The sequence below is a fragment of the Siccirubricoccus deserti genome, from assembly GCF_014283215.1.
Taxonomy (GTDB): domain Bacteria; phylum Pseudomonadota; class Alphaproteobacteria; order Acetobacterales; family Acetobacteraceae; genus Siccirubricoccus; species Siccirubricoccus deserti.
Window position 1 is genome coordinate 25640 of sequence record NZ_JACOMF010000028.1, and the last position, 25272, is coordinate 50911.

The following is a 25272-nucleotide window of genomic DNA, read 5'->3' on the forward strand; positions in this document are numbered from 1 at the left end:
CCGATCAGGCCGCTTCCAGGGTTTCGAGGATGATGTTGCCGTTGGTGTAGACGCAGATGTCGCTGGCGATCCGCATGGCGCGGCGGCAGATCTCCTCCGCCGCCAGCCCTTCCACCGGCAGCAGGGCCCGGGCCGCGGCAAGGGCGAAATTGCCGCCGGAGCCGATGCCGATGACCGCATCCTCCGGCTCCAGCACGTCGCCCTGGCCGGTCAGCAGCAGGGAGCGACGGGAGTCGGCCACCGCCAGCAGCGCCTCCAGCCGGCGCAGGTAGCGGTCGCTGCGCCAATCCTTTGCGAGTTCGACGCAGGCGCGCTCCAGCTGGTCCGGGAAACGTTCCAGCTTGGCCTCCAGCCGTTCCAGCAGGGTAAAGGCATCGGCGGTGGCGCCGGCGAAGCCGGCCAGCACGCGGCCATTGGCGATGCGGCGAACCTTTCGGGCATTGCCCTTGACTACGGTCTGGCCGAGCGAGACCTGACCGTCCCCGGCCATGGCGACGAGGCCGCCCTTGCGGACTGAGAGGATGGTCGTGCCGTGCCAGCCGAGGGGGTCGTTCGGATTCCTGTCCATGGGCCGCGATGTGGCGCTTTCAGGCCCGCCCGGCAATGCCCCGGACGGCGGGCCTTTCCACGGAAGTGGCGCACGCTGCGGTTGCGCAATGCAGCATGCGACACGCTGGTTGCGACCCCTGGGTCCGCGGCGTAGGAAGGCGCCCGATGAGCCAGCCCGCCACCCCTCGCCGCGCCGAGATCACCCGCACCACCAGCGAGACCGACATCCGCGCCAGCCTGGCGCTGGACGGGACCGGACGCGTGCAGGTGGCCACCGGCATCGGCTTCCTCGACCACATGCTGACGGCGCTCGGCCGCCATGCCCTGTTCGACCTGGTGGTGGAGGCCAAGGGCGACCTGCACATCGACTTCCACCACACCACGGAGGATGTCGGCATCGTGCTCGGCCAGTGCCTGCGCCAGTCGCTGGGCGACAAGCGGGGCATCCGCCGCTACGGCCATGCCGTCATCCCGATGGATGAGGCGCTGGCGGAAGCCGCCATCGACATCTCCGGCCGGCCCTTCCTCGCCTGGTCGGTGCCCTTTGCCCGAGACAAGATCGGCGAGATGGACACGGAACTCTTCGAGGAGTTCTTCCGCGCCTTTGCCTTCAATGCCGGCATCACCCTCCACCTGACCTTGAAGGCGGGCACCAACGCGCACCATGTCGCCGAGGCCTGTTTCAAGGCGCTGGCCCGTGGCCTTCGTATGGCGGTGGAGACGGACCCGCGCTCACCCGATGCCATCCCCTCCACCAAGGGGGTCCTGGAGGCCTGATGCGCGTCTGGACCGTGCATATCCCGTCCGCGGCCCCGGCGGCGGCCGGCCAGGCGCCGGTCGGCGGCCCGGCGGTGCTGCTCCGGCAGGGCTTCGCCTGGGGCGCCTTCCTGCTTGGCCCGCTCTGGCTGCTGCGCCACCGGCTATGGCTGGAGGCGGTGATCTGGCTTGGCTTGGCGCTGCTGCTGTCCGGGCTGGCGCCGGCCTGGACGCTGCCGCCGGCCATCCTTGCGCTGCAATTCCTGCTCGGCGCTTCCGCCCAGGACCTGCGTGCCGCCGCCCTGGCCCGGCGTGGCCTGCCCGAGGCGCTGGTGGTGGCGGCCGAAGACCTCGACCATGCGCTGGCCAGACTGCTGCGGGCGCGTCCCGACCTGGCCCCGGCGCTCGCCCGGACGGCGCTGGCGTGAGCCCGGCCGATCCGCAGCCTGCGGGGCTGAACCGGCCGGGCCTGGACCCCGGCCGGCCGGTGCGCATCAGCGTGGTCGATCCGGGCTCGGGCAACCTCGCCTCGGTGCTGCGGGCGCTCGACCGGGCCTCGGCCATGGCGAATGTGCCGATCGAGGCGGCGGTCACCCGCGATGCCGCCGAAGTGGCGCGCGCCGACCGTCTCATCCTGCCCGGCCAGGGCGCCTTCGCCGCCTGCATGCGCGGGCTGACGGCGCTGCCCGGCATGGCCGAGACCCTGGACCAGCAGGTAATCCGCCACGGTGTGCCGCTGCTCGGCATCTGCGTCGGCATGCAGATCATGGTCGAGCGCGGGCTGGAGCATGGCGTCACCCCTGGCCTCGGCTGGATTGCCGGGGAGATGGCGGCGATGGCCCCGCGCGATGCCGCCGGCCATGCCCTGCCGCTGCCGCAGATGGGCTGGAACACGCTGGACTTCCCGCCCGGCGGCCATGCGCTGCTGGCTGGCATCAGCCCCGGCGAGCACGCCTATTTCGTGCATTCCTTCGCGCTGCGGGGCGGCCGCCCGGCGGAATGCCTCGCCATCACTGATTACGGCGGGCCGGTGGTCGCCATGGTCGGTCGCGACAATATCGCCGGTACCCAATTCCATGTGGAGAAGAGCCAGACCGTGGGCTTGCGCATCCTGGCGAATTTCCTCCGGTGGGCCCCATGAGCGAGGTGGCGTCCGAGGCAACCCGGCTCTCGGTGGAACGGGTGACGGAACTCTCCGACCACGACATGGCGGAGCTCTGCGAGGCGACCGACGCCGCCATCATCGAGGGCGGCGGCTTCGGCTGGATCGAGCCGCAGGGCCGGGCCGCGCTGGAGCGGCACTTCCGCGGCGCGCTGCTGGTGCCGGAACGTGAGCTGTTCATCGCCCGGCTCGACAGTCTGGTGGTCGGCAGCGCCCAGCTGGTCCGCCCGCCGCGCAACAACGAGGCGCAGGCGATCGGCGCGACGCTGACCCATGCCTATATCGCCCCCTATGCCCGCGGCCATGGCCTCGCCCGGCTGATGATCCAGCGGGCGGAGGAGCGCGCCGCGGCGCTCGGCCACAGGGTGCTGAACCTCGACGTGCGGGAGACGCAGGAAACCGCCATCGCGGTGTTCGAGGGGCTGGGCTACATTCGTTGGGGCACCCATCCGGCCTATGCCAGGGTGCGCGGCCAGACGGTGGCTGGGCATTACTACTACAAGCTGCTGGAGCCTGGCCGCGGCCGGACCACCGGCCAGCTGCTCGGCCTGGGCCGCGAGGGGCAGTAGCCCCGACCGCGGAGCGGGAGGGGGAGCGTGGCGATTTGAGGGAAGGAATGCCGGATTGGCAGCCGAGATGACGGCGAGATTGACGCTCTACCCCGCTATCGACCTCAAGGGTGGCCAGGTCGTGCGGCTCAAGCGGGGCGACATGGCGCAGGCGACGGTGTACTCGGCCGAGCCCGGCGCCCAGGCTCGGCGCTTCGCCGCGCTGGGCTTCCCCTGGCTGCATGTGGTGGACCTCGACGGCGCCTTCGCCGGCCGGCCGGCGAATGCCGCGGCGGTGGAGACCATCCTTGCCGCCGTTCCCGGCGTGCCGGTGCAGCTCGGCGGCGGCATCCGCAACATGGCGACCGCCGAGGCCTGGCTCGACCGCGGGGTGCGGCGGGTGATCCTCGGCTCGGCGGCTGTGAAGGACCCGGATTTCGCCATGCTCGCCTGCCGCACCTGGCCGGACCGCGTCGCCGTCGGCATCGACGCCCGGGGCGGGATGGTGGCGACCGAGGGCTGGGCGGAGGTGAGCGCCCTGCCGGCCCAGGATGTCGCCCGCCGGTTCGAGGACGCCAGCGCGGCGGCGATCATCTACACCGACATCGAGCGCGATGGGATGCTCGGCGGGGTCAACCTTGAGGCGACCCTGGCGCTGGCCCGTGCGGTGCGGGTGCCGGTGATCGCCTCGGGCGGCGTCGCCTCGCTGAACGATCTGGTGGCGCTGGCAGCGGTGGCGCATGAGGGTATCGAGGGCGTGATCATCGGCCGCGCGCTGTATGATGGCCGGATCGACCCGGCCAAGGCCCTGGCGCTGGTGGCGCGCTGACCCGGCCCGTCGCCGGAGTTGATAAACTCTGTGCGGTGGGAATCGGTGTCGGTCCTGCGCCGGTAAGGCCGAAGTTGCAGGCGAGGAGGGAGGCGAGTTCCTCCTGCCACGGCGTGAAGCGGCGAAGAAGGTGCGGATGGCGGCCCTGAAGTCCGCCAGGGCCGGATGGTGAGCGTTCCAGGGTATCTTCTCGAAAAGTCACCACAGCCGCTCGATCAGGTTCTGCCTGGGGCATAGGCCAGCCAACCCTCGCCCAGCCCTCCGCGGCGCAGAGCCGGCGGTGCCGCACCGTCTCCGCCTCGGTGAACAGCGCTTCCGCGACCTGCTCCGAGGTCCAACCGTAGTCATGCAGCAGAAGCGCATTCGTCCAGCCGTACACCCGCTGTTCGGCTGACGGCGCATCATCATCGGGAAGTACGCCCGGTCCGCAGGGCTCAGCAGCGCTCCTGCCATGCCCCCGACGCATCAGACCGGCACGCCTCGCCGCAAGCAGATTTCGGCGGAGGCGGATTTACCAGCGGCTTGCAGGATTCATTCGTGCCGGGCGTCTGATCAGTTGCTGTTGCGCAGCAGCTTGGAGTGGATCCAGCCCTGCGGCTCGGCATCCCCCACCTGGACCCAGCCGCCGCTGGCAGTGCCATGGATGCGGAAGCTCTCGCCGGCCGGGACGGTGCGGATGATGCGGGCGCGGTTGTCGGGCGTTGCGCGCATGTTCGCCGCGGTCCGCACCACGGTCCGAGGCAAGGCGGCGGCCGGAGGCGGGGCGGGGGGCGGCGGTGGTGGCGCGGCCTGGGCCGGCGGGGCGTTGGATGGTGCGGGCCCGGCGGCCGGGATGGCGGGCGGTGCGGGTGCCGGCTGCGGCGACGCCGGCCTGGCCTCGGACGGCGGTGCCGGACGGGCGGCCGGCGGTTGTGCCACGGACGCGCCGGAGGCATCGGGCCTGGGCAGCTCCCGCGGCGCGGCGGCCGCCGCCGGAGGCAGCGCGGCCGACCGCGGCGGTTCGGGTGCCCGCGGCGCCTCGACCGGCAGGGCGGCGATCGGCGTCACCGGCGGGCCTTCCTCGGCGTCCGGCCAGACCATCGCCACGCCGGTCAGCGCCAGCCCGCCCAGCGCGGCGCCGCCGAGCAATCCGAAGACGATCCCGCGCCCCCGGTGGCGTGGCGCCGGCCCGGCAGCCGCGCTGGTCTCGATGGGGACCTCTGTGGGGCTGGCTGGAGCGCCGGCGGCGAGTGGCGCGGTGCCGCGCGGCTCGCGCGGGCGGACCAGCCGCATCCCCCCGACAGGCGCCATCGCCGGGGCGGTGGCGCGGCCTGGATCGCGCGGCTGCAGGGCGCGGCGCACCACGCTGATCCAGCCATCGCCGCCCGGCACCGTCAGCGGCGGCAGCGCGGCGAAGGTGGCGGCGAGGATCCGCTCCAGCGCCGGCACCTCTGACGGTGTCAGGGTCAGTTCGGCGATAGGCAAATAGCCGGGGAAGATCGCCTCGAAGCGAGCCGCCTCCAGGCGATGATGCAGCCCCGCGGCGGCGCCATCGAGTTGGCCCGGGGTGAAATCCAGCAGGGCTACGCCGATCTGCGGGTGCAGCAGCACATAGGCCACCCGCTGTGGGTGGTTGAGCAGCCCGCTGATGTTGCTGTCCTTCAGCCCGACCCAGCCCGGCGGCAGCGCCGCCATCACGGGATCCTGGGTCGCCTGGTCACCGGCATGCAGCGGACGCTCCAGACGATAGACGGTTTCCGGCTGGCTGATCATGACTACCCCTCTGCTGCGCCGCACGGATGCGCGGTGAGCCCCCCCTCCTCTAGTATATCGTATTTGTGTGCCCGGCGCAGCCGCCTGGGCCACGGCCTGCGGTGGGAAGAGGGAGGGGTACATACGCGCGGCAGGCGCGAAAGTGCCGATGGCGTGAGCCTGGAGTGCGACCTTCGCCTCCAGGAATGTCCGCGGTGCTGTGCGTTCAACTGCGAACGCCGATGCGCTGCGGCCCTTGCGGGGCGGCTTTACGCATCAGGGCGTCCGCACCCCTCCGCGATCCGCGCTAGATCCGCCAGCCGGTGTGGATCGCCACGATTCCACCGGAGAGGCTGCGGTGCTGCACCCGTTCCAGCCCGGCCTCCCGCATCAGCCCGGCCAGCGCCTCCTGGTCGGGGAACATGCGGATGCTCTCCGCCAGATAGCGGTAGCTCTCGGCGTCCTTCGCCACGCGCTGGCCGAGTGCGGGCAGCACGCGGAAGGACCAGGCGTCGTAGAGCGGCGCGAGGGCGGCGACCTCCACCCGGCTGAACTCCAGGCAGTGGAACCGCCCGCCCGGCCGCAGCACCCGCCGCGCCTCGCGCAGCACCGCGGCTTTGTCGGTGCAATTGCGCAGGCCGAAAGCCATGGAGATCTTCTCCACCGAACGATCCGGCAGCGGCAGCCGCTCGGCATCGGCGCAGAGGAAGCCGAGCCCGGCCGCCAGCCCGCGTTCCAGCGCGCGGCCCTGCGCCACCTGCAGCATCGCCGGGTTGATGTCCGACAGGATCACCCGCCCGGCGCCGAGCTCCAGCGCGCGAAAGCCGATGTCGCCGGTGCCGCCGGCGAGGTCGAGCAGCGTCTCCCGCGGGGAAGCAGCGATGGCGGCGACGAAGGCCTGCTTCCAGACCCGGTGCAGGCCGAGCGACATCAGGTCGTTCATCAGGTCGTAGCGTGGCGCCACGCTTTCGAAGACCTGGCGCACCAGCCCGGCCTTCTCGGCGCGCGGCACGTCGCGGAAGCCGAAATCGATGGTATCGGCGCCAGCCGGGGCGCGGGGCTTGTCTTCGGTCATGCGTCGCGCACCATAGCCGGGCGAGGGAGTGGGGGACATATGCCGGAACTGCCGGAAGTCGAGACGGTGATGCGCGGCCTCGCCGCCGTGCTGGACGGGCAGGCGATCCGCGCCGCCTCCATCGCCCGGCCCGACATGCGCTGGCCCTTTCCCGACGGGCTGGTGGAGCGGCTGGTGGGGGCGCGGGTGGCAGGCTTCCGCCGCCGCGGCAAGTACATGCTGATGCGGCTCTCGGGCGGTGACAGCCTGCTGATCCACCTCGGCATGTCCGGCCGGATGGTGGCCCGCCCGGCCGCCGACCGGCCGAATGCGCCGGTCGCGCATGAGCATTTCACGCTGGAGACGGAGGCCGGCATCCACGTCGGCTTCGTCGACCCGCGCCGCTTCGGCTGCGTCGACCTGGTGCCGACCGCGGCGGAGGATGGCCACCGGCTGCTCGCCGGGCTGGGGCCGGAGCCGCTGGAGGACGCCTTCACCCCCGCGGTGCTGAGCGCGGCGCTCAGCGGCCGGCAGACGCCGATCAAGGCGGCGCTGCTCGACCAGAAGGTGGTCGCCGGCCTTGGCAACATCTACGTCTCGGAGGCGCTGTACCGCGCCGGCCTCTCGCCGAGGCGCTTGGCCGCGAGCGTCGCCGGGGCACGGAGCCGGCGGCTGGTGCCGGCGATCAAGGCGGTGTTGCAGGAAAGCATCGCCGCCGGCGGATCCTCGCTGCGCGACTACGTGCAGGCGGATGGTGGGATCGGCTTCTTCCAGGAACGCTTCAAGGTCTACGACCGCGAGGGCCAGCCCTGCGAGCATTGTCCAAATCTCGCTGCCGGCTCCGGCGCGGGGCCGCCGGACTGCCCCGGCATCCGCCGCTTCGTCCAGTCCGGCCGCGCCACCTTCCATTGCCCGCGGACGCAGCGATGAGGTAAGCCGGCGTGACCTGAGGAGGACGTGCCATGGCCGAATACTCGATGATCCTGACCGAGCGGCAGGGCCGCGTGGCGGTGATCCGGCTGAACCGGCCGCAGGCGCTGAACGCGCTGTGCGACCAGTTGATGGAGGAACTCGGCCAGGCGCTGCGCGGCTATGATGCCGACCCGGAGGTGGCGGCCATCGTGCTGACCGGCAACGAGAAGGCCTTCGCCGCCGGTGCCGACATCAAGGAGATGCAGTCGCGCAGCTATCCCGCCGTGTACCTCGATGATTTCATCGGCAAGCGGTGGGAGGCAGTGACCTTCGTGCAGAAGCCGGTGATCGCCGCGGTGGCCGGCTACGCACTCGGCGGCGGCTGCGAGCTGGCGATGATGTGCGACATCATCCTGGCCGCCGACACGGCGAAATTCGGCCAGCCGGAAATCAACCTCGGCGTCATCCCCGGCGCCGGCGGCACCCAGCGGCTGACCCGCGCCATCGGCAAGGCGAAGGCGATGGAGATGGTGCTCACCGGCCGGATGATGGATGCGGCGGAGGCGGAGCGCGCCAGCCTGGTCGCCCGGGTGGTGCCGGCGGCCGAGGTGGTGGCGGAGGCGGTGAAGCTCGGCGAGAAGATCGGCACGCTCTCGGCCCCGGCCGTCGCCATCGCCAAGGAGGCGGTGAACCGGGCCTATGAGACCACCCTGGCGGAGGGCGTGAAGTTCGAGCGGCGGGCGTTCCAGGCGCTGTTCGCCACGGCCGACCAGAAGGAAGGCATGGCGGCCTTCGCCGAGAAGCGGAAGGCCCGCTTCACCAATAGCTGACATGGCCGGGCCCTGCTGCCCGCGGGGGGGTGCTTCCGGCCCTTCCCTTGACGGGGCGGCGGGGCCGGCTGTAGAACCCCTGACCCCGCGCCCGCCTGTCGTGCGCTTGTCCTTCACCTAATGAATTGAAGTCACATCCCCATGGCGAACACGGCCTCTGCCCGCAAACGTATCCGCCAGACCGAGAAGCGCACCCTGCGCAATCGGGCGCGCCGGTCGCGCGTGCGGACCTTCATCCGCAAGGTGGAGCAGGCGATCGCCGGTGGCGACAAGTCGCAGGCGCAGGACGCGCTGAAGGCGGCGCAGCCCGAGATGCAGCGGGCGGCGACCAAGGGGGTGTTCCACAAGAATACCGTGGCGCGGAAGCTCTCCCGCCTCTCGGCCCGGATCAAGTCGATCGGCGCCAGCGCCTCGGCCTGAGAGCCCAGGCCGCGCCTCGATCAGCGCAGGTCAAGTTACGTTCGCGCAAGTAACGAAACAGGAGAGTTCTCCTGTTTCGTATGGCTGATTGCAGTCCCGAAGAATATTTTCGGGAATGATTTCGGCTTTATTTGCCGAATGCGATCGAGGCAAAAGTTACTATTTACCCCGTCTTTGGCCGCGGGGTATCCTCTGACCTGTCAGGCCGACGGGTCCACCAATCCCCCGGCACCACGGCGTCCCGCCGGCTGACCACCCGATTGCGGGCGACGAACCCGCCTGCGGTCCGCCGGTTTATGCCGGCGTGCCGATGGACGGGGCTCGGACGGCACCAGGGATGGAATAGGAGGCCAGCGGCTTGTCCCCCCAAACACCTGGACACATGGCCGCCTGCTGGGCCCGCATCCGCGGCCGCCTGCGCGAGGAGGTCGGCGAGGTCGAGTATCGCACCTGGCTGCGGCAAATGACCTTGGCCGGGATCGACGGCGAGGATGCCGTCATCCTGCTGCCGACCCGCTTCCTGCGCGACTGGGTGAACAGCCATTACGGCGACCGCCTCCGCGCCCTGTGGCAAGCCGAGGAATCCGCGGTGCGGCGGGTGGAGATCCGGGTGGCCCAGGCCGCGGCGGAACCCGCCATGGCCGGCGCCGAGCCTCGCGTTCCGGCCCGGACCGAACCCGTGGGCCTCGCCGAAAGCCTCGCTGTCCGCCCGGCCGAGCGCCCTGCGCCGGAGATCCGCTCGGATTGGGTGGTACCGCTCGAGGCGCGCTTCACCTTCGATACCTTCGTCGTCGGCAAGCCGAATGAATTCGCCCATGCCTGCGCCCGTCGGGTCGCCGAGAAGCCAGCCAGCCAGGGCTTCAACCCGCTGTTCCTCTACGGCGGCGTCGGGCTCGGCAAGACGCATCTGATGCATGCCATTGCCTGGGCGATCCGCGAGCATGAGCCGGTGCGCACCGTCGCCTACATGAGCGCCGAGAAATTCATGTACCGCTTCATCGCCGCGCTGCGCAGCCAGAACACCATGGAGTTCAAGGAGACGCTGCGCGCCGTCGACGTGCTGATGATCGACGACCTGCAATTCCTGATCGGCAAGGACAACACGCAGGAGGAGTTCTTCCACACCTTCAATGCGCTGGTGGACCAGGGCAAGCAGATCGTCGTCTCGGCCGACAAGTCGCCCTCCGACCTGTCGGGCATCGAGGATCGGCTCCGGACCCGACTCGGCTGCGGCATGGTTGCGGACCTGCATGCCACCACCTATGAGCTGCGCTTCTCGATCCTGCAGGCCAAGGCGGCTGCGGCGCGGGTCGAGGTGCCGGCCAAGGTGCTGGAACTGCTCGCCAGCCGCATCACCGCCAATGTCCGTGAGTTGGAAGGGGCGCTGAACCGGCTGGTCGCCCATGCCGGGCTGTTTGGCCGGCCGGTGACCATCGACAGCGCGCAGGAGGTGCTGCACGACGTGCTGCGGGCGCATGAGCGGCGGGTCTCGATCGAGGAGATCCAGCGCAAGGTGGCCGAGCACTACAACCTGCGGCTGACCGACATGGTCTCCGCCCGCCGTGCCCGGAACGTGGCGCGGCCGCGGCAGGTGGCGATGTACCTGGCCAAGCAGCTCACCCAGCGCTCCCTGCCCGAGATCGGCCGGCGCTTTGGCAACCGCGACCACACCACGGTCATGCACGCCGTCTCCCGCGTCTCCGAATTGATGCAGCAGGACGCCGGCTTCGCCGAGGATGTGACGCTGCTGCGGAAGATGCTGGAGAGTTGAGGCGGCTTCTTGTTGCGGTGCGGGTGCGGTCGTCCGACCGCGCCGTTCGGTGCGCCGCCGCGCTTGGCCGAAGGCCGCGGAAACCTTACCTTTCCCTAGCGAATCCGCGCTGGTAGGGTAGCCGCCCGCCAGGGCTGCGGGGCGCATCGGATTTGGGAGCCTGGGTGGCATGAAATTCACGGTCGAACGGGCGCTCCTGCTCAAGGCGCTGGCGCATGTCCAGAGCGTCGTGGAGCGGCGGAACACCATCCCCATCCTGGCCAACGTCCTGCTGGCCGCGCAGGAGGGATCGTTGCGGCTGACCGCGACCGACATGGAGATCGCGGTGGTCGAGGAAGTGCCCGGGGTGCAGGTCAGCCGCCCCGGCCGCACCACCGCCCCGGCCGCCACCCTGTACGAGATCGTCCGCAAGCTGCCGGACGGTGCGCGGGTGGAACTGGACCACGCCGGCGGCGACGCGCCGCTGCGGCTGCGGGCCGGGCGCTTCAACACCGACCTCGCGGTGCTGCCGGTGGAGGATTTCCCCTCCATGACCGAGGGCAAGCTGCCGCACGGCTTCTCCCTGCCCGCCGGCCAGCTACGCGAGCTGATCGACCGCACCCGCTTCGCCATCAGCACCGAGGAAACCCGCTACTACCTCAACGGCATCTACCTGCATGCCACGGAAAGCGAGGGCGCCCAGGTGCTGCGTGCCGTGGCGACCGACGGCCATCGCCTGGCCCGGGTGGAGGAGCCGCTGCCGGATGGCGCCGCCGGCATGCCCGGCGTCATCATCCCCCGCAAAACGGTAAACGAGCTGCGCAAGCTGGCCGAGGAGACGCAGGAGGAGATCGCCGTCCGGCTCTCCGACACCAAGATCCGCTTCGATATCGGCGCGGTGCAGCTCACCAGCAAGCTGATCGACGGCACCTTCCCCGAATACGACCGCGTCATCCCGCGCGGCAACGACAAGATCCTCAAGGTCTCGAAGAAGGAATTCGCCGAGGCTGTGGGCCGCGTCGCTGCCATCAGCAGCGAACGCTCGCGGCCGGTGAAGCTTTCGATCGACCGCAACCACCTGCTGCTCTCCGCTTCCTCCGCCGAACAGGGCCAGGCGCAGGAGGAGCTGGACGGCGACGTGGTGAAGTACGAGAACTCGCCGCTCGAGATCGGCTTCCAGGCACGCTACCTGAACGACATCACCGACCAGATCGCCGAGTTGGTGGAGTTCCGCTTTGCCGATGGGTCCGCGCCAACAGTCGTCACCGACGCCGCCAAGCCGGAAGCACTTTATGTGCTGATGCCGATGCGGGTTTAGCTGGGAAAAGCGCTGCCTTTTCCAGACCCCATCCGCCAGGGGCCAACTGGCCCCTGGACCGGCCTGAGGTGGGGTGCGTTGGGTGGATAAGTTCGCGGCCTTGGCCGTCTTTGTCCGCGTTGTCGAGCATGGGGGCTTCACGGCGGCTGCCGGCAAGCTTGGGCTGTCGCCCTCGGCGGTGACCAAGACCATCGCCCGTCTGGAAGACACGCTGGACACCCAGCTGTTCAACCGTACCACCCGGCGGCTGCGCACCACCGATTACGGCCAGGAATTCTACGAGCGCTGTGTCCGCATCCTGGCCGAGCTTGAGGATGCCGAGGCCACGCTGAAGCGCGGCAGCGGCGTCGCCCGCGGCCGCATCCGCGCGGTGGTGCCGCTGAGCTTCGGTCGGGTCACGCTGATGCCCGAATTGCCCGGCTTCTTTGCCCGTTATCCCGGCATCAGCCTGGAGCTGCATTTCAGCGACGGCATGGTGGACCTCATCGCCGATGGCTTCGATCTGGCGGTGCGTACCGGCACCATCACCGACAGCCGGCTGACCACCCGGCTGCTGACCCGCGGCCCGCAGGTAACGGTGGCCGCGCCCGCCTATCTGGCGCGGCATGGCACGCCGGCAACGCCCGAGGAACTGCGCGACCATAATTGCCTGATCAGCCGCTTCGGCCCGGAATGGAGCTTCAAGGGCGCCAATGGCCAGGCCTTCAGCCTGCGGGTGCAGGGCAATGCGGTGATCAACAGCGGCGATGCGCTGCGCGAGGCGGCCGTCGCCGGTACCGGCATCGCCCAGGGCACCTGGTGGCTCTACCGCAAGGATCTGGAACGCGGCGATGTCCGTGCGATCCTGCCGGAGTATGCGCTGGAAGGCGCGCCGGTCTCGGTGCTCTACCCGCCGCAGCGTCACCTGCCGGCGAAGCTCAGGGCCTTCATCGATTTCCTGGTGCAGATCACCCGGTCGGGGTGAGGGGCGTACCACACGCCACGCCGCGTCATGGCCGGGCTTGACCCGGCCATCTCAACCGCTTGCTTCTGCTACGGAACCGGATGCGCGGATCAAGTCCGCGCATGACGGAGATGGGTGGTCCGCCCTACTGCCAGGGGGCCGTGAAGGTCGGCGGCGGGGCGATCTGGAAGACGTTCAGCTGCATCGCCAGCAGGCTGTAGTAGCCGACGAGGCCGGTCAGCTCGACCGTGGCCTTGTCGCCCAGCAGCGTCTGCGCCGCGGCATAGGGGGCATCCGCCACCTGGCCGGTGCGCAGCAGTGGACGGACGAAATCCACCACCACCCGATCCGCCTCGGAGTCGAAGGGGATGCTCTCGGCGCCGGCGCCGACCGCGGCGATCACCGCCTCCGGCACGCCCTGCTTCGCGGCGATCGGGGCATGCGCGTACCACTCATAGGCCGCCTTCCAATGCTGGCCGACGCAGAGGATGGCGAGTTCGCGCAGCCGCATCGGCACGCTGCACTCGTAGCGGATGAAGACGCCCACCTGCTCCACCCGGGCGCAGAGTTCCGCGCTGGTCAGCAGCGGGATGAACGGCCCGCCAACCCCGCCGCGCGCACCGGAGGCGATGCGGTCCCAGACCACTTGCTGGGCTGCGTCCAATTCCTCGCGGGTCTTCTGCGGCAGGCGGCTCATGGATGTCTCCCCTTCGGATCATCGCGGGGCGGAGTCGCCCGGAGGCGTCAATCCGCTTTGCAACGGCCCGCACCCTGCGGCGCGGGCCGCGTCGCGGCAAGGGGCGGCCGGCTATTCCGCAGCGGCGTGCAGCGCCGGGGTGAAGGCCGGCATGACCTCCCGCGCGAAGGCGCGCAGCCCGGCCGGGGAGGCGTTGGGATCGACCAGCAGGATGTTGGTGGCGCCGCCGGCCTCCAGCTGCTTCAGCCGGGCGATGATCTCCTCCGGCGTGCCGAGCAGTGGCGCGGTATCCTCCTCCACCCGTTCGGCCAGCTTGCCGCGGGCCAGGTCGCCGATGACACCCACCACCCGCTTGCGTGTCTCATAGGCCGCCTGCCGCTCCGCCTCGGAGTGGATCATCTGCAGGGCGCGGGCGGTGCCGACCATGTTGGAATGGTAGGGCCGGCCGACGCGCTCGCATGCCTCGCGGTAGATCGCGATACGTTCGATGATCTGCTCCACCGAGGCAAGCTGATCGAGCAGCAGGTTGAAGCCGTCCCGCGCCGCGCGGCGGATGCTGTCGGCGCTGCCCGCGGCCAGCCACATCGGCGGGTGCGGCTGCTGCAGCGGCGCCGGCTCGACCAGCATGTTCTCGAAGTGCCAGCGCTTGCCGTGGTGGCTGAAGCGCTCCTCGGAGGTCCAGGCGCGGCGGATGACCTCGATCGCCTCGTCGAAGCGTTCGGAGGCTTCCTCGATCGGGATGCAGAAGGCGTCGAACTCCGGTTTGCGATAGCCCTTGCCGACGCCGAAATCGAACCGTCCGCCGCTCAGCAGGTCGAGCGTCGCCGCCTGCTCGGCGATCAGCACCGGATTGTGCCAAGGCAGCACGACGACGGCGGTGCCGAGGCGGATAGTCTGGGTCTTCGCCGCAAGATAGGCCAGCAGGGTCATGGAGGCGGAGACCTGGCCCTGGCCGGTGGAGTGGTGCTCCACCATGAACATGTGGCGGAAGCCGAGCCGGTCCGCTTCCATCACGTAGTCGATGAAGCTCTGGTAGCCCTGGCTGTCCTCGATGCCGACGCTGCGCTTGGTCCTGGCGCCGCCGAACAATCCGAATTGCATCTCCGGCTCCCTTGGACCGCGGTTGCGTATCGGGCGGCATGGTGCGGCAAACCCACCCCGTAAAGAAAGGCCGCAATCGGCAAATCTGCCGTGCCGCGATGTCCGAAATGGGCAAGGCATGATTTCGGCGGTTCCGGCTGTGGCCGGGCAGGAATGGCGGACAATCCGGAATAACTCTTATGCAGGCCAGGGGCATGACGGGCCCGCCCGTCGCGGCCATCCTGCGCCCAAGCGCAGCAGCCGGTAAGGACAGGACCATGGAATGGAACCCGCAACCGCTCGACCCCGCGGATGTGACCGTGCATCGCCGTGGCAAGGGAACGCCGCTGGTGCTGCTGCACTGCCTCGGCATGGACTGGCGCTTCTGGGACGTGCTGGAGCCGCTGACCGAGCGGTACGAGCTGGTCGCCTACAGCTTCCCCGGCCATGGCGACACCAAGCTGCCGAAGGGCCAGTACGGCGCGCCGGAGCTGACGGCGCAGCTGCAGGCGCTGGCGAAGCGGGAGGGGCTGAAGCGGTTCCACCTGGCCGGCATCTCGCTCGGTGGCTCGGTCGCGCAGCAATTCGCCGGCACCCATCCGGAGATGGTCGAGAAGCTGATCCTCTGCGACTGCACGCCGCGCTACAATGAGGAGCAGCGCGCCAACTGGCCGGTGCGCGCGGCGGCGGCGCGCGCGGGCGGCGTCGCCAGCCTGATCCCGACCCTGCTGCCGGTGTTCTTCACCCCCGGCTCCATCGCCGAGAACGGACCAAACGTGCAATTCGTCCGCCAGACCTTCGAGGCATGCAGCGCCGAAGGCTACGCCCTGGCCTGCGAGATGCTGGCGATGGTGGATGCGCGGGAGGAGGCGAAGCGGATCACCGCGCCGACCCTGATCATGCTCGGCTCGGAGGAACGCCAGCCCTTCAAGGATGCTGCGGCCTGGATGGACCAGACAATCCCCGACAGCCGGGTGGTGGAGGTACCGGCCGCCGGGCACGCCTCGGTGCGGGAGCGGCCGGGCTTCGTGGTGGAGCAGTTCCGGCGATTCCTGGGGTAGGAGGGCGAGTGCCCTCCCAGGCCGCGGCCTGGGAGGCGCCGTTCGCATGGATGGCCTATCTTCATCACGCGCGGGGCTCGACCGGCGCGTCCAGATTTTTGATGAAACAGGTGGCTGGAATAACCGGTTCAAGCCCCGCCATGATGATCGGGCGGGGCTCGGCGCGACGCGTGTCTCCCCGACTGCGCAGCAGATCCTTGGCCGGCATGCCGGCCATACGGTCGGGCAGGGGTGGTCACCGGCAGACAGGGCCGGGCAAGGGCGACCGGCGCAGCCTACCGCGCTGGACCAGCCCGCCGCGATGCCTCCGCCACGCGGCTGGTCGGCGTCAGGCGCCGGCGGGTCAGGCCACTGCGATATACGGGGTGCAGCCGCTGAAGCCGGCGAAGAGATAGCCGGCGCCACGGATGGTCTTGATGCTGTCCTGCTGCGCCGGGCCAAGCTTGCGGCGCAGCCGCAGCACCAGATTGTCCACCGTCCGGTCCTCCGCCCGGAACGGCCGGCGGAACACTATGCTGGCGATGGTGTCGCGGGAGATCGGCTTGCCCATGCTCTCGACGAGCAGGTGCATCAGATCGAATTCTGCGGTGGTCAGCGGGCATTCGCTGCCATCCGGCCGCAGCAGTTGGCGCCGTTCGGCGGTCAGCCGCCAACCGCCAATCGACAGCGTCGGCACGGTCTCCACCACGCCCCACTCGCCGCGGCGCAGCACCGCGCGGATCCGGGCGACCAGGGCGCGCAGCGGCGCCGCGCGGTCCACCAGAGCATCGGCGCCGGCTTCCAGGGCGACGATTTCGCTGACGTCATCCGCTTGGCCGGACATCACGATGCAGGGCACCACCGACTGTTCGCGGATCTGCCGCAGGATCTGCAGTGTCGTGCTGGGTTCACCATCGCAGCCGATGATGACGAGATTCGGTGGATGGGTCCGCAGCCGCCCAATGAATGGTGCGGCATCCGGGTGCAATTCCGGCACGAATCCCTGATCCGAGAGGAATTTTACCAAGACGCGGCCTGAAGTGCCGTCCGATTCTATAATTCCGAGTCCCAATTGTCCCATGCCACCCTCTCGCCACACGCAATAGTTGTGTTTTCAGGCGGATTTTCGCACGTCGAGTGTCGTCTCCACGCGAGTGTGCAGTGCAGCACTGCGCGACACCGCAGAAATTGTGCTGCGGCGATGTTCAAAACTTTGTTACCAAGTTCAAAGTGAACTTCGTTAGTTGCAGCGTCCGGACCTGTTGCAAATCCGGATCAGAACAACGAAGCCTTACCCCACAACCGATACCGCTTGATCCCTTGCCACTTTCTCAACCAGACCCAGAAGTTGGGGCAAGCAGACCTGCCTGAGATCGTAATAAGAAAGAATCGTTTCGCGTGCCGCCCGCCGCAGCGGCTGCATCGCCGCGGGGTCCGCCAGGGCCCCGATCACCGCGGCCGCGATCTGGTCCGGGGCGAAGAAATCCACCAGCAGGCCATTCCGGCCATGCTCGATCACCTCCTGCACCGGCGGCGTGGCGGAGCCGATCACCAGGCATTCGCAAGCCATCGCTTCGAGCATCGACCAGGACAGCACGAAGGGATAGGTCAGGTAGACATGCGCCGCCGAAAGGCTGAGCAGCGCCAGCAGCGCCGGATGCGGCACCTTGCCGGTGAAATGCACCCGCGACAGGTCGAGCTTCCCCTCCAGCTCGGCCAGCAGCAGTTGCCGCCAAGTGCCGCCCGCCTGTGGCTTCGACCCGTAATGCGGCTCATCCCCGCCGACCAGCACCACCTGCGCCGCCGGGCGCTTCACCAGGATCTCCGGCAGCGCCCGCATGAAGCTGTGGAAGCCACGATAGGGCTCCAGCCCGCGGGCAATGAAGGTCACCACCTCGTCGCCCGGCCGCAGCATCCTTCCGTCCGGCAGGGTGAAGCTGGGGTCGGGCTGACGGCGGATCGCCGCGGTGTCGATCCCCTCGTGCACCACCGACATCTTCCGCCGCACCCAGTCGGGGAAGCGGCTGGCCTGCCATTGCGTCGCGGTGTGGCCCCAGTCGGAGACCTGCAGCGACAGCAGGTGGTTGGCGTTCAGCAGGCGCACCCGGCAGGCGTCGTCGATCGAGACCGGCTCGCCCGGCGGCTCGAAGCCGACATCGGCGCCGACGGCGGTGTAGTAGAATTCATAATAGTATAGCAGCTTCGCCTCGGGCCAGACGTCGCGCAGGAACAGCCCTTCGCCCCAACCAGGGTGGCAGCAGACCAGGTCCGGGGTGAAGCCGCGCTCCTTCAGCGCCAGCGCCGCCCGCGCCACCTGCTGGCCGCGGTAGACCGCATTCTCCAGCCGGCGCAGGTAGCGATGGGTCTTCTCCCCACCGGTCGTGGGCGCCTTGTAGCGGATACGCTGCACGCCACGCAGCGCCTCACCGGCATTCTCGCCGAGCGCCACCACCTGATGCCCCTTCCGCTGTGCGAGGGCGGGGGCGACATGGCGGTACTGGGCGGGGAAATTCTGGTGGACGAAGAGGGTCCGCATGCGCCGAAGCTCGCCTCCGCTCGGGGTGCCGCTTCCATGCCCGATCGCGACGCCTGGAGCAACGCCGACGGTGCCACCGATGGCCGGAACACATCCGCTGGCGTGAGGGAACGCCGGTGCCGGCGGCGGCCTTACGCCTGCCGTATGATCCCCGCACTCTACCGTACCGACTGGTCTGTCCTCTCCACCCTGCTGCGCCTGGCGCAACGCGAAGGGTGGTGGGTGGAGTTCACCGCCGACCATATCCTGGTCCGCAGCCGCCGTTGCGGGCTCGGTGTGGTGATGCTGCCGGCCCGGCTGCTGCGGCAAGCGCGGGAGCATGGCTGGCAGCGCGTGGTGCGCCCTGACGAGATCACGCTGCGCCATCCGGCGGTGCGCCAGGGCGTGACGCTACGGCTGGCGGCGGAATAACGCGGCGCGGCGCTTATCGCGCCGCCGCGCTGGCCTCCGACCGCGTCGCGCCGACCCGGGCGGCGAGCGCCGCCGCCATGAACTCGTCGAGGTCACCATCCAGCACCGCCGCCGGATTGCCCTTCTCCAGCCCGGTGCGCAGGTCCTTCACCAGCTGATAGGGCTGCAGCACGTAATTGCGGATCTGGTGGCCCCAGCCGATGTCGGTCTTTCCTGCCTCGATCCCCGCCGTCACCGCCTCCCGCTTGCGCAGCTCCAGCTCATACAGCCGGGCCTTCAGCATCTCCATGGCGATCGCCCGGTTGCGGTGCTGGCTGCGATCCTGGGTGGAGGCGGCGATGATCCCGGTCGGGATATGAGTGAAGCGGACGCCGGATTCGGTCTTGTTCACGTGCTGGCCGCCGGCGCCGGAGGCACGGAAGGTGTCGGTCTTCAGGTCGGCCGGGTTGATCTCGATCTCGATCCGGTCGTCGATGACCGGGTAGACATAGACGCTGGCGAAGCTGGTTTGCCGCTTGTCGTTGCCGCCGAAGGGGCTGATCCGGACCAGCCGGTGGACGCCGGTCTCGGTCTTCAGCCAGCCGAAGGCGTTCGGCCCGCTGACCAGCAGGGTGGCGGATTTGATGCCCGCCTCCTCGCCGTCCGACTGCTCGCTCAAGGTCACCTTGTAGCCGCGCTGCTCGGCCCAGCGCTGGTACATGCGCACCAGCATCTCGGCCCAGTCCTGCGCCTCGGTGCCGCCGGCGCCGGCGTTCACCTCCAGCCAGGCGTCGTTGGCATCGGCCTCGCCGGACAGCAGGCTCTCGATCTCGCGGCGCTTGGCCTCGGCGGCGAGGGCCTGGAGGTCGGCGACGGCGGCATCGGCGGTGGCGGCATCGCCCTCCGCCTCGGCCAGCTCGACCAGCTCCAGCGCATCCTGCACCGCCTGCTCCAGCTTGCGGACGCCGTCGATCTGGTCGGCCAGCCGGTTGCGCTCGCGCATCACCTGCTGCGCCTTGGCAGCGTCGTTCCAGAGGCTGGGGTCTTCCGCCCGGGCGTTCAGCTCATCGAGGCGGCGGGTTGCGGCATCCCAGTCAAAGATGCCTCCTCAGCAGGGCCACCGAGGCGGTGATCTGCTCATTCAGGGATTCGGCGTCGGCGCGCATGCCGGCCCTATGCGCCGGCCGCCCGCGACTGTCCAGGGCGCGCGGGTGGTCGGCACGGTGTGGCGCCCGGTTACCTTCGGGTTGCTCGGTAACAAGGCGCGTCACGCGAGTTCACTTGGCCTGCCTCCCGCCGTGCGATAGGGTGCGTCGCCATGGATCCGATCTGCGAGAGCCTGCCGTGAGCACCACGGCCAAAGCCCCCGCCCTGGATGCCGGCAGTGCGCACCGCGTGTTGGCCCGTGCCGCCTATGGGGCGAAACCGGGCGAGGCGGCGGCGCTGGCGCGCCAGGGCCTCGGCCCCTGGCTGGACCGCCAGCTTGCCCTGCCGCCCGATGATCCCACCCTGGTCGCGCAGCTTGAGGCGCTGCGGGTGCCGATCCGCTACGCCAAGGGCCCGGACGAGCCGGCGGTGGATGAAGCCCGCCCGCTGCTGACCCTGGCGGCGAGCCAGACCACCAATTGGCTGCTGGTTGGCCGCCGCGGCGAGCCGCCGATCCCGGGCGCCGAGCGCGACCGCCCGCGGGTCGAGCTGATCCTCTCGACCCTGCTGCGCAAGGCGGCGGCGGAGGCCCAGCTGCGGGAACGGTTGGTGGAATTCTGGCACGACCATTTCAATGTCGCCACACCCAGCTTGCAGTTTGTCTCGGTCTCCATCGTCGAGCACGACCGCCGCATCCGCGGCGCGGCGCTGGGCAATTTCCGCACCCTGCTCGAGGCAGTGGCGACCAGCCCGGCGATGCTGGTCTACCTGAACAATTGGACCAGCCGGGCCGGCGCGCCGAATGAGAATTACGCCCGCGAGCTGCTGGAGCTGCACACGCTCGGCCAGGCTGCCTATCACGGCGGTGCCCGCAGCGGGCGTGACGTGCCGAAGCTGCCGGATGGCCGCCCGGCCGGCTATGTCGATGCCGATGTCTGGGAGGCCGCCCGCGCCCTCACCGGCTGGACCGTTGCCAACAACCAGCCGCTGGACCGGGCCCGCCGGCTGCCCCGGAGCGGCGAGTTCACCTATGTCGCCGCATGGCACGATCCCTACCAGAAGCACTTCCTCGGCCAGGACCTCGACCCCTTCGCCCCGGCCATGGCGCATGGCAAGGCGGTGCTGGACGCGCTTGCGGTACATCCTGCGACGGCCCGCCATGTCTGCACCAAGCTCGCCCGCTTCCTGATCGGCGACCCGGTGCCGGCGGCGGCCGTCGCCCGCGCCGAGGCCGCCTTCCAGCGCCATGCGGAGGCACCCGACCAGATCGCCCGGACGGTGCGCGCCCTGCTGCTGGGTCCGGAGATCGCAGCGCCTGGCTACGGTCGGGCTCGCCGGCCGCTGGACTTCGTCGCCGCCGCGGCCCGCGCGCTGCAGCTGCCCTTCACCCCGACCATGCAACTCGCCAGCCAGCTATCGAGGGCCGGGCAGACCCTGTTCGCCTGGCCCTCGCCAGACGGCCAGCCGGTCGATCCGGAACCTTATCTCGGCGCCAGCGCGCTGCGGGCCCGCTGGGCGATCGCCCAGGGGATCGGCCGCAACAGCTGGGCCACAGGCGCCTCCCCGCTGCTGGCCGAATGCGCCGGCCAGCCGGTGGCGCGGGTGACGGCACGGCTGGCGCAGACGGCGCTCGGCCCGGCGGCGCCCCGGGTGGCGGAAACCATCGCCGGGGTCTGGCAGGCCGCCGGCCGCAGCGCGAAGCCGAATGCGGCGGAAGTCGGCGAGTTGGCCGGCTGGGTGCTCACTGCCCCCGCCTTCCAGACCGCGTGAGGAGATGCCGATGACCTTCGTGCTCAACCGCCGCGGCATGCTGCGCGCCGGCCTCGCCACGGCGCTGCTGCCGGGGCTGCGCCGCCTCGCCTTCGCCGCCCCCTCGGCTCCCCAGACCGGGCTGCTGGTGCTGGTCAACCTGCGTGGCGGCATGGATGGGCTGAATTTCCTCTCCCCGGCCGATGACCGTGCGCTGCACGAGGCGCGCCCGTCCTCACTTATTGCCGGCACCTCGGGCGACGGCGCCGGCCACCGGCTGGATGCCTCCGGCAAGACCGATTTCCGGCTGCACAAGGAGGCCGAGGCGCTGGCCGGGATCTGGCACGACGGCCGCATGGCGATCTGGCCGGCCGCCGGCATGCCGCTGCCGACCCGCAGTCATTTCGAGGCCCAGGCGATGATGGGCTGGGGCGGCGGCCAGCGTGGCGACGTGCCGGTGCCGGATGGCTGGCTGGCCCAATGGGCCGCGCGCACTGCCCGGAAGGATGCGCCGCTTGCCGCGATTTCCGCCCAGAGCGGGCTGTCGCGGGAGCTGGCCGGGGCACGTCACGCCCTTGCCCTCGCCAGCCTCAGCGATGGCGCCGCCCCGGTCGGCGGGGGCTTCGGCGCGGCGATGCTGGAGGTGCTGCACGGGCGGGAGCGCGGCCTGGCGGCCGAGGCGGGACGGGATGCCCTGGCTGGTCTCGGCAGCCTCGACCGGCTGCTGCCGCGCGACGCCGCCGGCAAGGTGCCACCCTACCAGCCCGCCGCCGGGGTGGATTACGACTCGATCCGAGGGCTCGGGCGGTCGATGGCAACGGTGGCGCAGGTGGCGAAGCTCTGCCCCGACCTGGTCGCCGCCACCGTTGATGTCGGCGGCTGGGACACCCATGAGGGTCAGCCGGGCCGCTTCGCCGAGCGGGTGCGCAGCCTGTCGCTCGGGCTGGCCGCGCTGGATGCCGACCTCGCCACCCTGCCGCGGCGCTGGACGGTGCTGGTGGCCAGCGAGTTCGGCCGCCGCCTCCGCTCCAACCGCAGCGAAGGCACCGACCATGGCCGCGCCGGGGTGATCTTCGCCTTCGGCGGCGGCGCCGGCCGCCGCTTCGGCCTCGCCCGGCATTTCGGCACCTGGCCGGGGCTGGCGCCGGATGCGCTGGAGGAGGGAGTGGACCTGCGCGTCGCCACCGATTACCGCGACGCCTTCCGCCAGGTGGCGGCGGAACTGGCGCCGAACGGCGCGGTGCCCTTCGCCCGCGGCTAGCGGGAGGCCTGGGACAGGAAGGCGACCCGTCCACCGTCATGCGCGGGCTTGATCCGCGCATCCCTTTCCCTTCGACATCAATGGGTCGGATGGGGGGCATGGCCGGGTTAAGCCCGGCCACATCGGGCTTTTGGGGGCGCCGCTGGCCGGCGTCCGCGTTGCGTGCCGTGCAAGTCCCCGTTCGGCGCTGTCCTGTCAAAGCTTCATGCGACAACAGGCTTCCATCCGGCCAACGCGTGCACTCCCTCCGCGTTGGGCGTCACGACTGCAACTGGCTCCACGCCAGCCAGCCGTGACCGTGAACGGAGGAAACGCCGATGGCTGCCAAACCCACTGCCACCGCCCTGACCGAGGCCCAGATCGTCGATGCCCGGATCAAGCGCGGCGCCGGCGGCGAAACCCACCAGACCGCCGGCGGCGAAGTGCCGGTGCTGACCACCCAGCAGGGCATCCCGGTTTCCGATGACCAGAATTCGCTGAAGCTTGGCGCGCGCGGCCCGACCTTGCTGGAGGATTTCCACTTCCGCGAGAAGATCTTCCACTTCGACCATGAGCGCATCCCGGAGCGCGTGGTGCATGCCCGCGGCTTTGGCGTGCATGGCTTCTTCGAGTTGACGGAAAGCCTCTCCGACATCACCCGCGCCGACATCTTCCAGCGCAAGGGGGAGCGGACGCCGGCCTTCGTCCGCTTCTCCACCGTCGCGGGCAGCAAGGGCTCCTTCGACCTGGCGCGGGACGTGCGCGGCTTCGCCGTGAAGCTCTACACCAAGGAGGGCAACTGGGACCTGGTCGGCAACAACATCCCGGTCTTCTTCATCCAGGACGCCATCAAATTCCCCGACGTCATCCATTCGGTGAAGCCGGAGCCCGACCGCGGCTTTCCGCAGGCGCAGTCGGCGCATGATAATTTCTGGGACTTCGTCTCGCTGACCCCGGAGTCGACCCATATGCTGCTCTGGGTCATGTCGGACCGGGCGATCCCGCGCTCCTTCCGCTTCATGGAAGGCTTCGGCGTCCACACCTTCCGGCTGGTCAATGCCGCGGGCAAGTCGACCTTCGTGAAATTCCACTGGAAGCCGAAGCTCGGGATGCAGTCGGTGGTGTGGAACGAGGCGGTGAAGATCAACGGCGCCGACCCGGACTTCCACCGCCGCGACCTCTGGGCGGCGATCCAGTCCGGCGACTTCCCGGAATGGGAACTTGGGCTGCAGCTCTTCGACGAGAAATTCGCCGATCAGTTTGAGTTCGACATCCTCGACGCCACCAAGATCATCCCGGAGGAGCTGGTGCCGGTTCACCGCGTCGGACGGCTGGTGCTGGACCGCACGGTGGATAATTTCTTCGCCGAGACCGAGCAGGTCGCCTTCTGCACCCAGAACATCGTGCCAGGCATCGACTTCACCAATGACCCGCTGCTGCAGGGGCGGAATTTCTCCTACCTCGACACCCAGCTGAAGCGGCTCGGCGGCCCGAACTTCACCCATCTGCCGATCAACGCGCCAAAATGCCCCTTCGCGCATTTCCAGCAGGACGGCCACATGGCCTTCCACAACCCGAAGGGGCGCGTGAATTACGAGCCGAACTCCTGGAGCGGCGCGGCCGGGGGACCGCGCGAATCACCCGAGCGCGGATTCACCACCTATCCGGCCGAGGATAGCGGGGCGAAGCGCCGCATCCGCGCCGAGCTGTTTGCCGACCACTACAGCCAGGCGCGGCAATTCTACCTCAGCCAGACCGCGGTCGAGCAGCCTCACATCAAGAACGCCTTCGTCTTCGAACTCAGCAAGGTGGAGACGCCGGCGATCCGCGCCCGCGTCGTCTCCCACCTGCTGAATGTGGATGAGGCACTGGGCAAGCTGGTCGCCGAGGGGCTGGGGCTGGAGCCGCTGCCGCAGGCGGCGCCGCCGGCGCGGCCGATCGTGACCAAGCTGCCGAAATCGCCGGCGCTCAGCATCCTCGAGAACGGGCCGAACAGCTTCAAGGGCCGCAAGCTCGGTGTGCTGGTCAGCGATGGCGTCGATGCCGGGCTGCTGGCGGCGCTGCGTCAGGCCGCCGGGGCGGAAGGCGCGATGGTGGAGCTGGTGGCGCCCAAGATCGGCGGGGTGAAGGCGAGCGACGGCAGCACCATCCCGGCGCAGCAGAAGGTCAATGGCGGGCCTTCGGTGCTGTATGACGCGGTGGCGCTGCTGGTCTCGGCCGAGGGCGCGGCGCTGCTGGCCCAGGAGGCGACGGCGAAGGATTTCGTCAGCGACGCCTACGCCCATGCCAAATTCATCGCCTATGTCGAGACGGCGAGGCCGCTGCTGGAGAAGGCCGGCGTTGCGATGGACAGCGGCATCCTCGGGCTGCGGACCGCCACGGATGCGAATTCCTTCCTCGCGGCCTGCCGCAAGCTGCGCTTCTGGGAACGCGAGGCGAAGGTGCAGGTGGTGTAGCCGGCGGCGGAGGAAGCGGCCACCGGGCGCGAGAGAAGCCGCCCTTCCACAATTGTCATGGCCGGGCTTGACCCGGCCATCCAATTTCCTGTCTCCGCAGGAAAATCGGATGCGCGGGTCAAGCCCGCGCAGGACG

The 25272-nt window shown here is 69.8% G+C and carries 25 protein-coding genes; 16 read left to right on the top strand and 9 right to left on the bottom strand.

The genetic code is table 11. The features are described 5' to 3' along the window. Positions 1-4 precede the first annotated feature (4 nt). Positions 5-568 carry an ATP-dependent protease subunit HslV gene (hslV, locus tag H7965_RS19085; protein ID WP_186772180.1) on the bottom strand — a complete coding sequence of 188 codons (564 nt, stop codon included), beginning with the start codon at positions 566-568 and terminating at the stop codon, positions 5-7. Between the two features lie 146 nt (positions 569-714). Between hslV and hisB the strand changes: the two genes are divergently transcribed. From hisB to hisA, 5 genes are all read left to right on the top strand, one after another. After that, positions 715-1326, top strand: a complete 612-nt coding sequence (hisB, locus tag H7965_RS19090; RefSeq protein ID WP_186772181.1) for an imidazoleglycerol-phosphate dehydratase HisB — start codon at positions 715-717, stop codon at positions 1324-1326. Then, on the top strand, positions 1326-1733 hold the full coding sequence (locus H7965_RS19095) for a DUF2628 domain-containing protein (RefSeq protein ID WP_186772182.1): 408 nt from the start codon (positions 1326-1328) through the stop codon (positions 1731-1733). Before hisB ends, H7965_RS19095 begins: the two co-directional genes overlap by 1 nt. A gap of 59 nt (positions 1734-1792) precedes the next feature. Continuing rightward, the gene (gene hisH, locus H7965_RS19100; RefSeq protein WP_186772218.1) at positions 1793-2446 is read left to right on the top strand and encodes an imidazole glycerol phosphate synthase subunit HisH; all 654 of its coding nucleotides are present in this window, start codon (positions 1793-1795) and stop codon (positions 2444-2446) included. Continuing rightward, on the top strand, positions 2443-3036 hold the full coding sequence (locus H7965_RS19105) for a GNAT family N-acetyltransferase (RefSeq protein ID WP_186772183.1): 594 nt from the start codon (positions 2443-2445) through the stop codon (positions 3034-3036). The genes hisH and H7965_RS19105 overlap by 4 nt, the downstream gene beginning before the upstream one ends. Before the next feature lie 67 nt (positions 3037-3103). Next, positions 3104-3844, top strand: a complete 741-nt coding sequence (gene hisA / locus H7965_RS19110; RefSeq protein WP_456308178.1) for a 1-(5-phosphoribosyl)-5-[(5-phosphoribosylamino)methylideneamino]imidazole-4-carboxamide isomerase — start codon at positions 3104-3106, stop codon at positions 3842-3844. Positions 3845-4396: 552 nt separating this feature from the next. Here the strand turns inward: hisA and H7965_RS19115 are convergent. Both H7965_RS19115 and H7965_RS19120 read right to left on the bottom strand, forming a co-directional pair. Next, positions 4397-5596: an SH3 domain-containing protein gene (locus H7965_RS19115; protein WP_186772184.1), complete on the bottom strand. Its 1200-nt coding sequence runs from the start codon at positions 5594-5596 to the stop codon at positions 4397-4399. Between the two features lie 286 nt (positions 5597-5882). Continuing rightward, entirely contained in the window at positions 5883-6650 is a 768-nt protein-coding gene (locus H7965_RS19120; RefSeq protein ID WP_186772185.1) for a class I SAM-dependent methyltransferase, read from the bottom strand. A 39-nt stretch (positions 6651-6689) separates the two neighbouring features. Between H7965_RS19120 and mutM the strand changes: the two genes are divergently transcribed. The 6 genes from mutM (at position 6690) to H7965_RS19150 (ending at position 12823) form a co-directional block, all read left to right on the top strand. Continuing rightward, positions 6690-7559 (top strand): bifunctional DNA-formamidopyrimidine glycosylase/DNA-(apurinic or apyrimidinic site) lyase, encoded by an 870-nt coding sequence (gene mutM, locus H7965_RS19125; protein ID WP_186772186.1) that lies wholly within the window; start codon positions 6690-6692, stop codon positions 7557-7559. A 32-nt stretch (positions 7560-7591) separates the two neighbouring features. Further along, positions 7592-8371, top strand: coding sequence for an enoyl-CoA hydratase (locus tag H7965_RS19130; protein WP_186772187.1), 780 nt, complete (start codon positions 7592-7594; stop codon positions 8369-8371). 141 nt (positions 8372-8512) lie between these two features. Further along, positions 8513-8791, top strand: a complete 279-nt coding sequence (gene rpsT / locus H7965_RS19135; RefSeq protein WP_186772188.1) for a 30S ribosomal protein S20 — start codon at positions 8513-8515, stop codon at positions 8789-8791. A gap of 382 nt (positions 8792-9173) precedes the next feature. Then, positions 9174-10562: a chromosomal replication initiator protein DnaA gene (gene dnaA, locus H7965_RS19140; RefSeq protein ID WP_186772220.1), complete on the top strand. Its 1389-nt coding sequence runs from the start codon at positions 9174-9176 to the stop codon at positions 10560-10562. Between the two features lie 169 nt (positions 10563-10731). Further along, positions 10732-11859, top strand: a complete 1128-nt coding sequence (dnaN, locus tag H7965_RS19145; protein ID WP_186772189.1) for a DNA polymerase III subunit beta — start codon at positions 10732-10734, stop codon at positions 11857-11859. A gap of 100 nt (positions 11860-11959) precedes the next feature. Beyond that, a complete protein-coding gene (locus H7965_RS19150) occupies positions 11960-12823 on the top strand; it encodes a LysR family transcriptional regulator (RefSeq protein ID WP_222440706.1) in 864 nt (287 codons plus the stop codon). Positions 12824-12947: 124 nt separating this feature from the next. On the opposite strand, the gene H7965_RS19155 is transcribed toward H7965_RS19150, so the two are convergent. Both H7965_RS19155 and H7965_RS19160 read right to left on the bottom strand, forming a co-directional pair. Next, positions 12948-13499 carry a carboxymuconolactone decarboxylase family protein gene (locus tag H7965_RS19155; protein ID WP_186772191.1) on the bottom strand — a complete coding sequence of 184 codons (552 nt, stop codon included), beginning with the start codon at positions 13497-13499 and terminating at the stop codon, positions 12948-12950. A 111-nt stretch (positions 13500-13610) separates the two neighbouring features. After that, complete coding sequence (locus tag H7965_RS19160; protein WP_186772192.1) at positions 13611-14600, bottom strand: LLM class flavin-dependent oxidoreductase; 990 nt, start codon at positions 14598-14600, stop codon at positions 13611-13613. Positions 14601-14857: 257 nt separating this feature from the next. Here H7965_RS19160 and H7965_RS19165 point away from each other — a divergent pair, with 257 nt between their 5' ends. Beyond that, a complete protein-coding gene (locus tag H7965_RS19165) occupies positions 14858-15640 on the top strand; it encodes an alpha/beta fold hydrolase (protein WP_186772193.1) in 783 nt (260 codons plus the stop codon). Between the two features lie 64 nt (positions 15641-15704). Here the strand turns inward: H7965_RS19165 and H7965_RS19170 are convergent, their stop codons facing one another. From H7965_RS19170 to H7965_RS19180, 3 genes are all read right to left on the bottom strand, one after another. Further along, positions 15705-15848 (bottom strand): hypothetical protein, encoded by a 144-nt coding sequence (locus H7965_RS19170; RefSeq protein WP_186772194.1) that lies wholly within the window; start codon positions 15846-15848, stop codon positions 15705-15707. A 135-nt stretch (positions 15849-15983) separates the two neighbouring features. Beyond that, entirely contained in the window at positions 15984-16616 is a 633-nt protein-coding gene (locus H7965_RS19175; RefSeq protein ID WP_186772195.1) for a response regulator transcription factor, read from the bottom strand. 294 nt (positions 16617-16910) lie between these two features. Beyond that, positions 16911-18155, bottom strand: coding sequence for a glycosyltransferase family 4 protein (locus tag H7965_RS19180; protein ID WP_186772196.1), 1245 nt, complete (start codon positions 18153-18155; stop codon positions 16911-16913). Positions 18156-18299: 144 nt separating this feature from the next. Here H7965_RS19180 and H7965_RS19185 point away from each other — a divergent pair, with 144 nt between their 5' ends. Beyond that, positions 18300-18566, top strand: a complete 267-nt coding sequence (locus tag H7965_RS19185; RefSeq protein ID WP_186772197.1) for a hypothetical protein — start codon at positions 18300-18302, stop codon at positions 18564-18566. 13 nt (positions 18567-18579) lie between these two features. On the opposite strand, the gene prfB is transcribed toward H7965_RS19185, so the two are convergent. After that, a protein-coding gene (prfB, locus tag H7965_RS19190; protein WP_186772198.1) for a peptide chain release factor 2 occupies positions 18580-19711 on the bottom strand; the annotation gives its coding sequence in 2 pieces (ribosomal slippage) (positions 18580-19641 and positions 19643-19711; 1131 coding nt in all). 178 nt (positions 19712-19889) lie between these two features. Between prfB and H7965_RS19195 the strand changes: the two genes are divergently transcribed. The 3 genes from H7965_RS19195 to H7965_RS19205 all read left to right on the top strand — a co-directional run bounded on the left by H7965_RS19195 (position 19890) and on the right by H7965_RS19205 (position 25136). Continuing rightward, on the top strand, positions 19890-21461 hold the full coding sequence (locus H7965_RS19195) for a DUF1800 domain-containing protein (RefSeq protein WP_186772199.1): 1572 nt from the start codon (positions 19890-19892) through the stop codon (positions 21459-21461). A 10-nt stretch (positions 21462-21471) separates the two neighbouring features. Next, entirely contained in the window at positions 21472-22701 is a 1230-nt protein-coding gene (locus tag H7965_RS19200) for a DUF1501 domain-containing protein (RefSeq protein ID WP_186772200.1), read from the top strand. 317 nt (positions 22702-23018) lie between these two features. Further along, positions 23019-25136, top strand: a complete 2118-nt coding sequence (locus tag H7965_RS19205; protein WP_186772201.1) for a catalase — start codon at positions 23019-23021, stop codon at positions 25134-25136. Positions 25137-25272 lie beyond the last annotated feature (136 nt).

What these genes read in the sequence shown, in the direction of transcription:
- H7965_RS19130 (WP_186772187.1), top strand. Translation starts at nt 7,592, where the DNA reads ATGGCCGAATACTCGATGATCCTGACCGAGCGGCAGGGCCGCGTGGCG.
- H7965_RS19165 (WP_186772193.1), top strand. Translation starts at nt 14,858, where the DNA reads ATGGAATGGAACCCGCAACCGCTCGACCCCGCGGATGTGACCGTGCAT.
- H7965_RS19120 (WP_186772185.1), bottom strand. Translation starts at nt 6,650, where the DNA reads ATGACCGAAGACAAGCCCCGCGCCCCGGCTGGCGCCGATACCATCGAT.
- rpsT (WP_186772188.1), top strand. Translation starts at nt 8,513, where the DNA reads ATGGCGAACACGGCCTCTGCCCGCAAACGTATCCGCCAGACCGAGAAG.
- H7965_RS19095 (WP_186772182.1), top strand. Translation starts at nt 1,326, where the DNA reads ATGCGCGTCTGGACCGTGCATATCCCGTCCGCGGCCCCGGCGGCGGCC.
- dnaA (WP_186772220.1), top strand. Translation starts at nt 9,174, where the DNA reads ATGGCCGCCTGCTGGGCCCGCATCCGCGGCCGCCTGCGCGAGGAGGTC.
- H7965_RS19160 (WP_186772192.1), bottom strand. Translation starts at nt 14,600, where the DNA reads ATGCAATTCGGATTGTTCGGCGGCGCCAGGACCAAGCGCAGCGTCGGC.
- hisA (WP_456308178.1), top strand. Translation starts at nt 3,104, where the DNA reads ATGACGGCGAGATTGACGCTCTACCCCGCTATCGACCTCAAGGGTGGC.
- hslV (WP_186772180.1), bottom strand. Translation starts at nt 568, where the DNA reads ATGGACAGGAATCCGAACGACCCCCTCGGCTGGCACGGCACGACCATC.
- H7965_RS19205 (WP_186772201.1), top strand. Translation starts at nt 23,019, where the DNA reads ATGGCTGCCAAACCCACTGCCACCGCCCTGACCGAGGCCCAGATCGTC.
- H7965_RS19155 (WP_186772191.1), bottom strand. Translation starts at nt 13,499, where the DNA reads ATGAGCCGCCTGCCGCAGAAGACCCGCGAGGAATTGGACGCAGCCCAG.
- H7965_RS19185 (WP_186772197.1), top strand. Translation starts at nt 18,300, where the DNA reads ATGATCCCCGCACTCTACCGTACCGACTGGTCTGTCCTCTCCACCCTG.
- H7965_RS19115 (WP_186772184.1), bottom strand. Translation starts at nt 5,596, where the DNA reads ATGATCAGCCAGCCGGAAACCGTCTATCGTCTGGAGCGTCCGCTGCAT.
- H7965_RS19105 (WP_186772183.1), top strand. Translation starts at nt 2,443, where the DNA reads ATGAGCGAGGTGGCGTCCGAGGCAACCCGGCTCTCGGTGGAACGGGTG.
- dnaN (WP_186772189.1), top strand. Translation starts at nt 10,732, where the DNA reads ATGAAATTCACGGTCGAACGGGCGCTCCTGCTCAAGGCGCTGGCGCAT.
- H7965_RS19200 (WP_186772200.1), top strand. Translation starts at nt 21,472, where the DNA reads ATGACCTTCGTGCTCAACCGCCGCGGCATGCTGCGCGCCGGCCTCGCC.
- H7965_RS19170 (WP_186772194.1), bottom strand. Translation starts at nt 15,848, where the DNA reads ATGCCGGCCAAGGATCTGCTGCGCAGTCGGGGAGACACGCGTCGCGCC.
- H7965_RS19180 (WP_186772196.1), bottom strand. Translation starts at nt 18,155, where the DNA reads ATGCGGACCCTCTTCGTCCACCAGAATTTCCCCGCCCAGTACCGCCAT.
- mutM (WP_186772186.1), top strand. Translation starts at nt 6,690, where the DNA reads ATGCCGGAACTGCCGGAAGTCGAGACGGTGATGCGCGGCCTCGCCGCC.
- hisB (WP_186772181.1), top strand. Translation starts at nt 715, where the DNA reads ATGAGCCAGCCCGCCACCCCTCGCCGCGCCGAGATCACCCGCACCACC.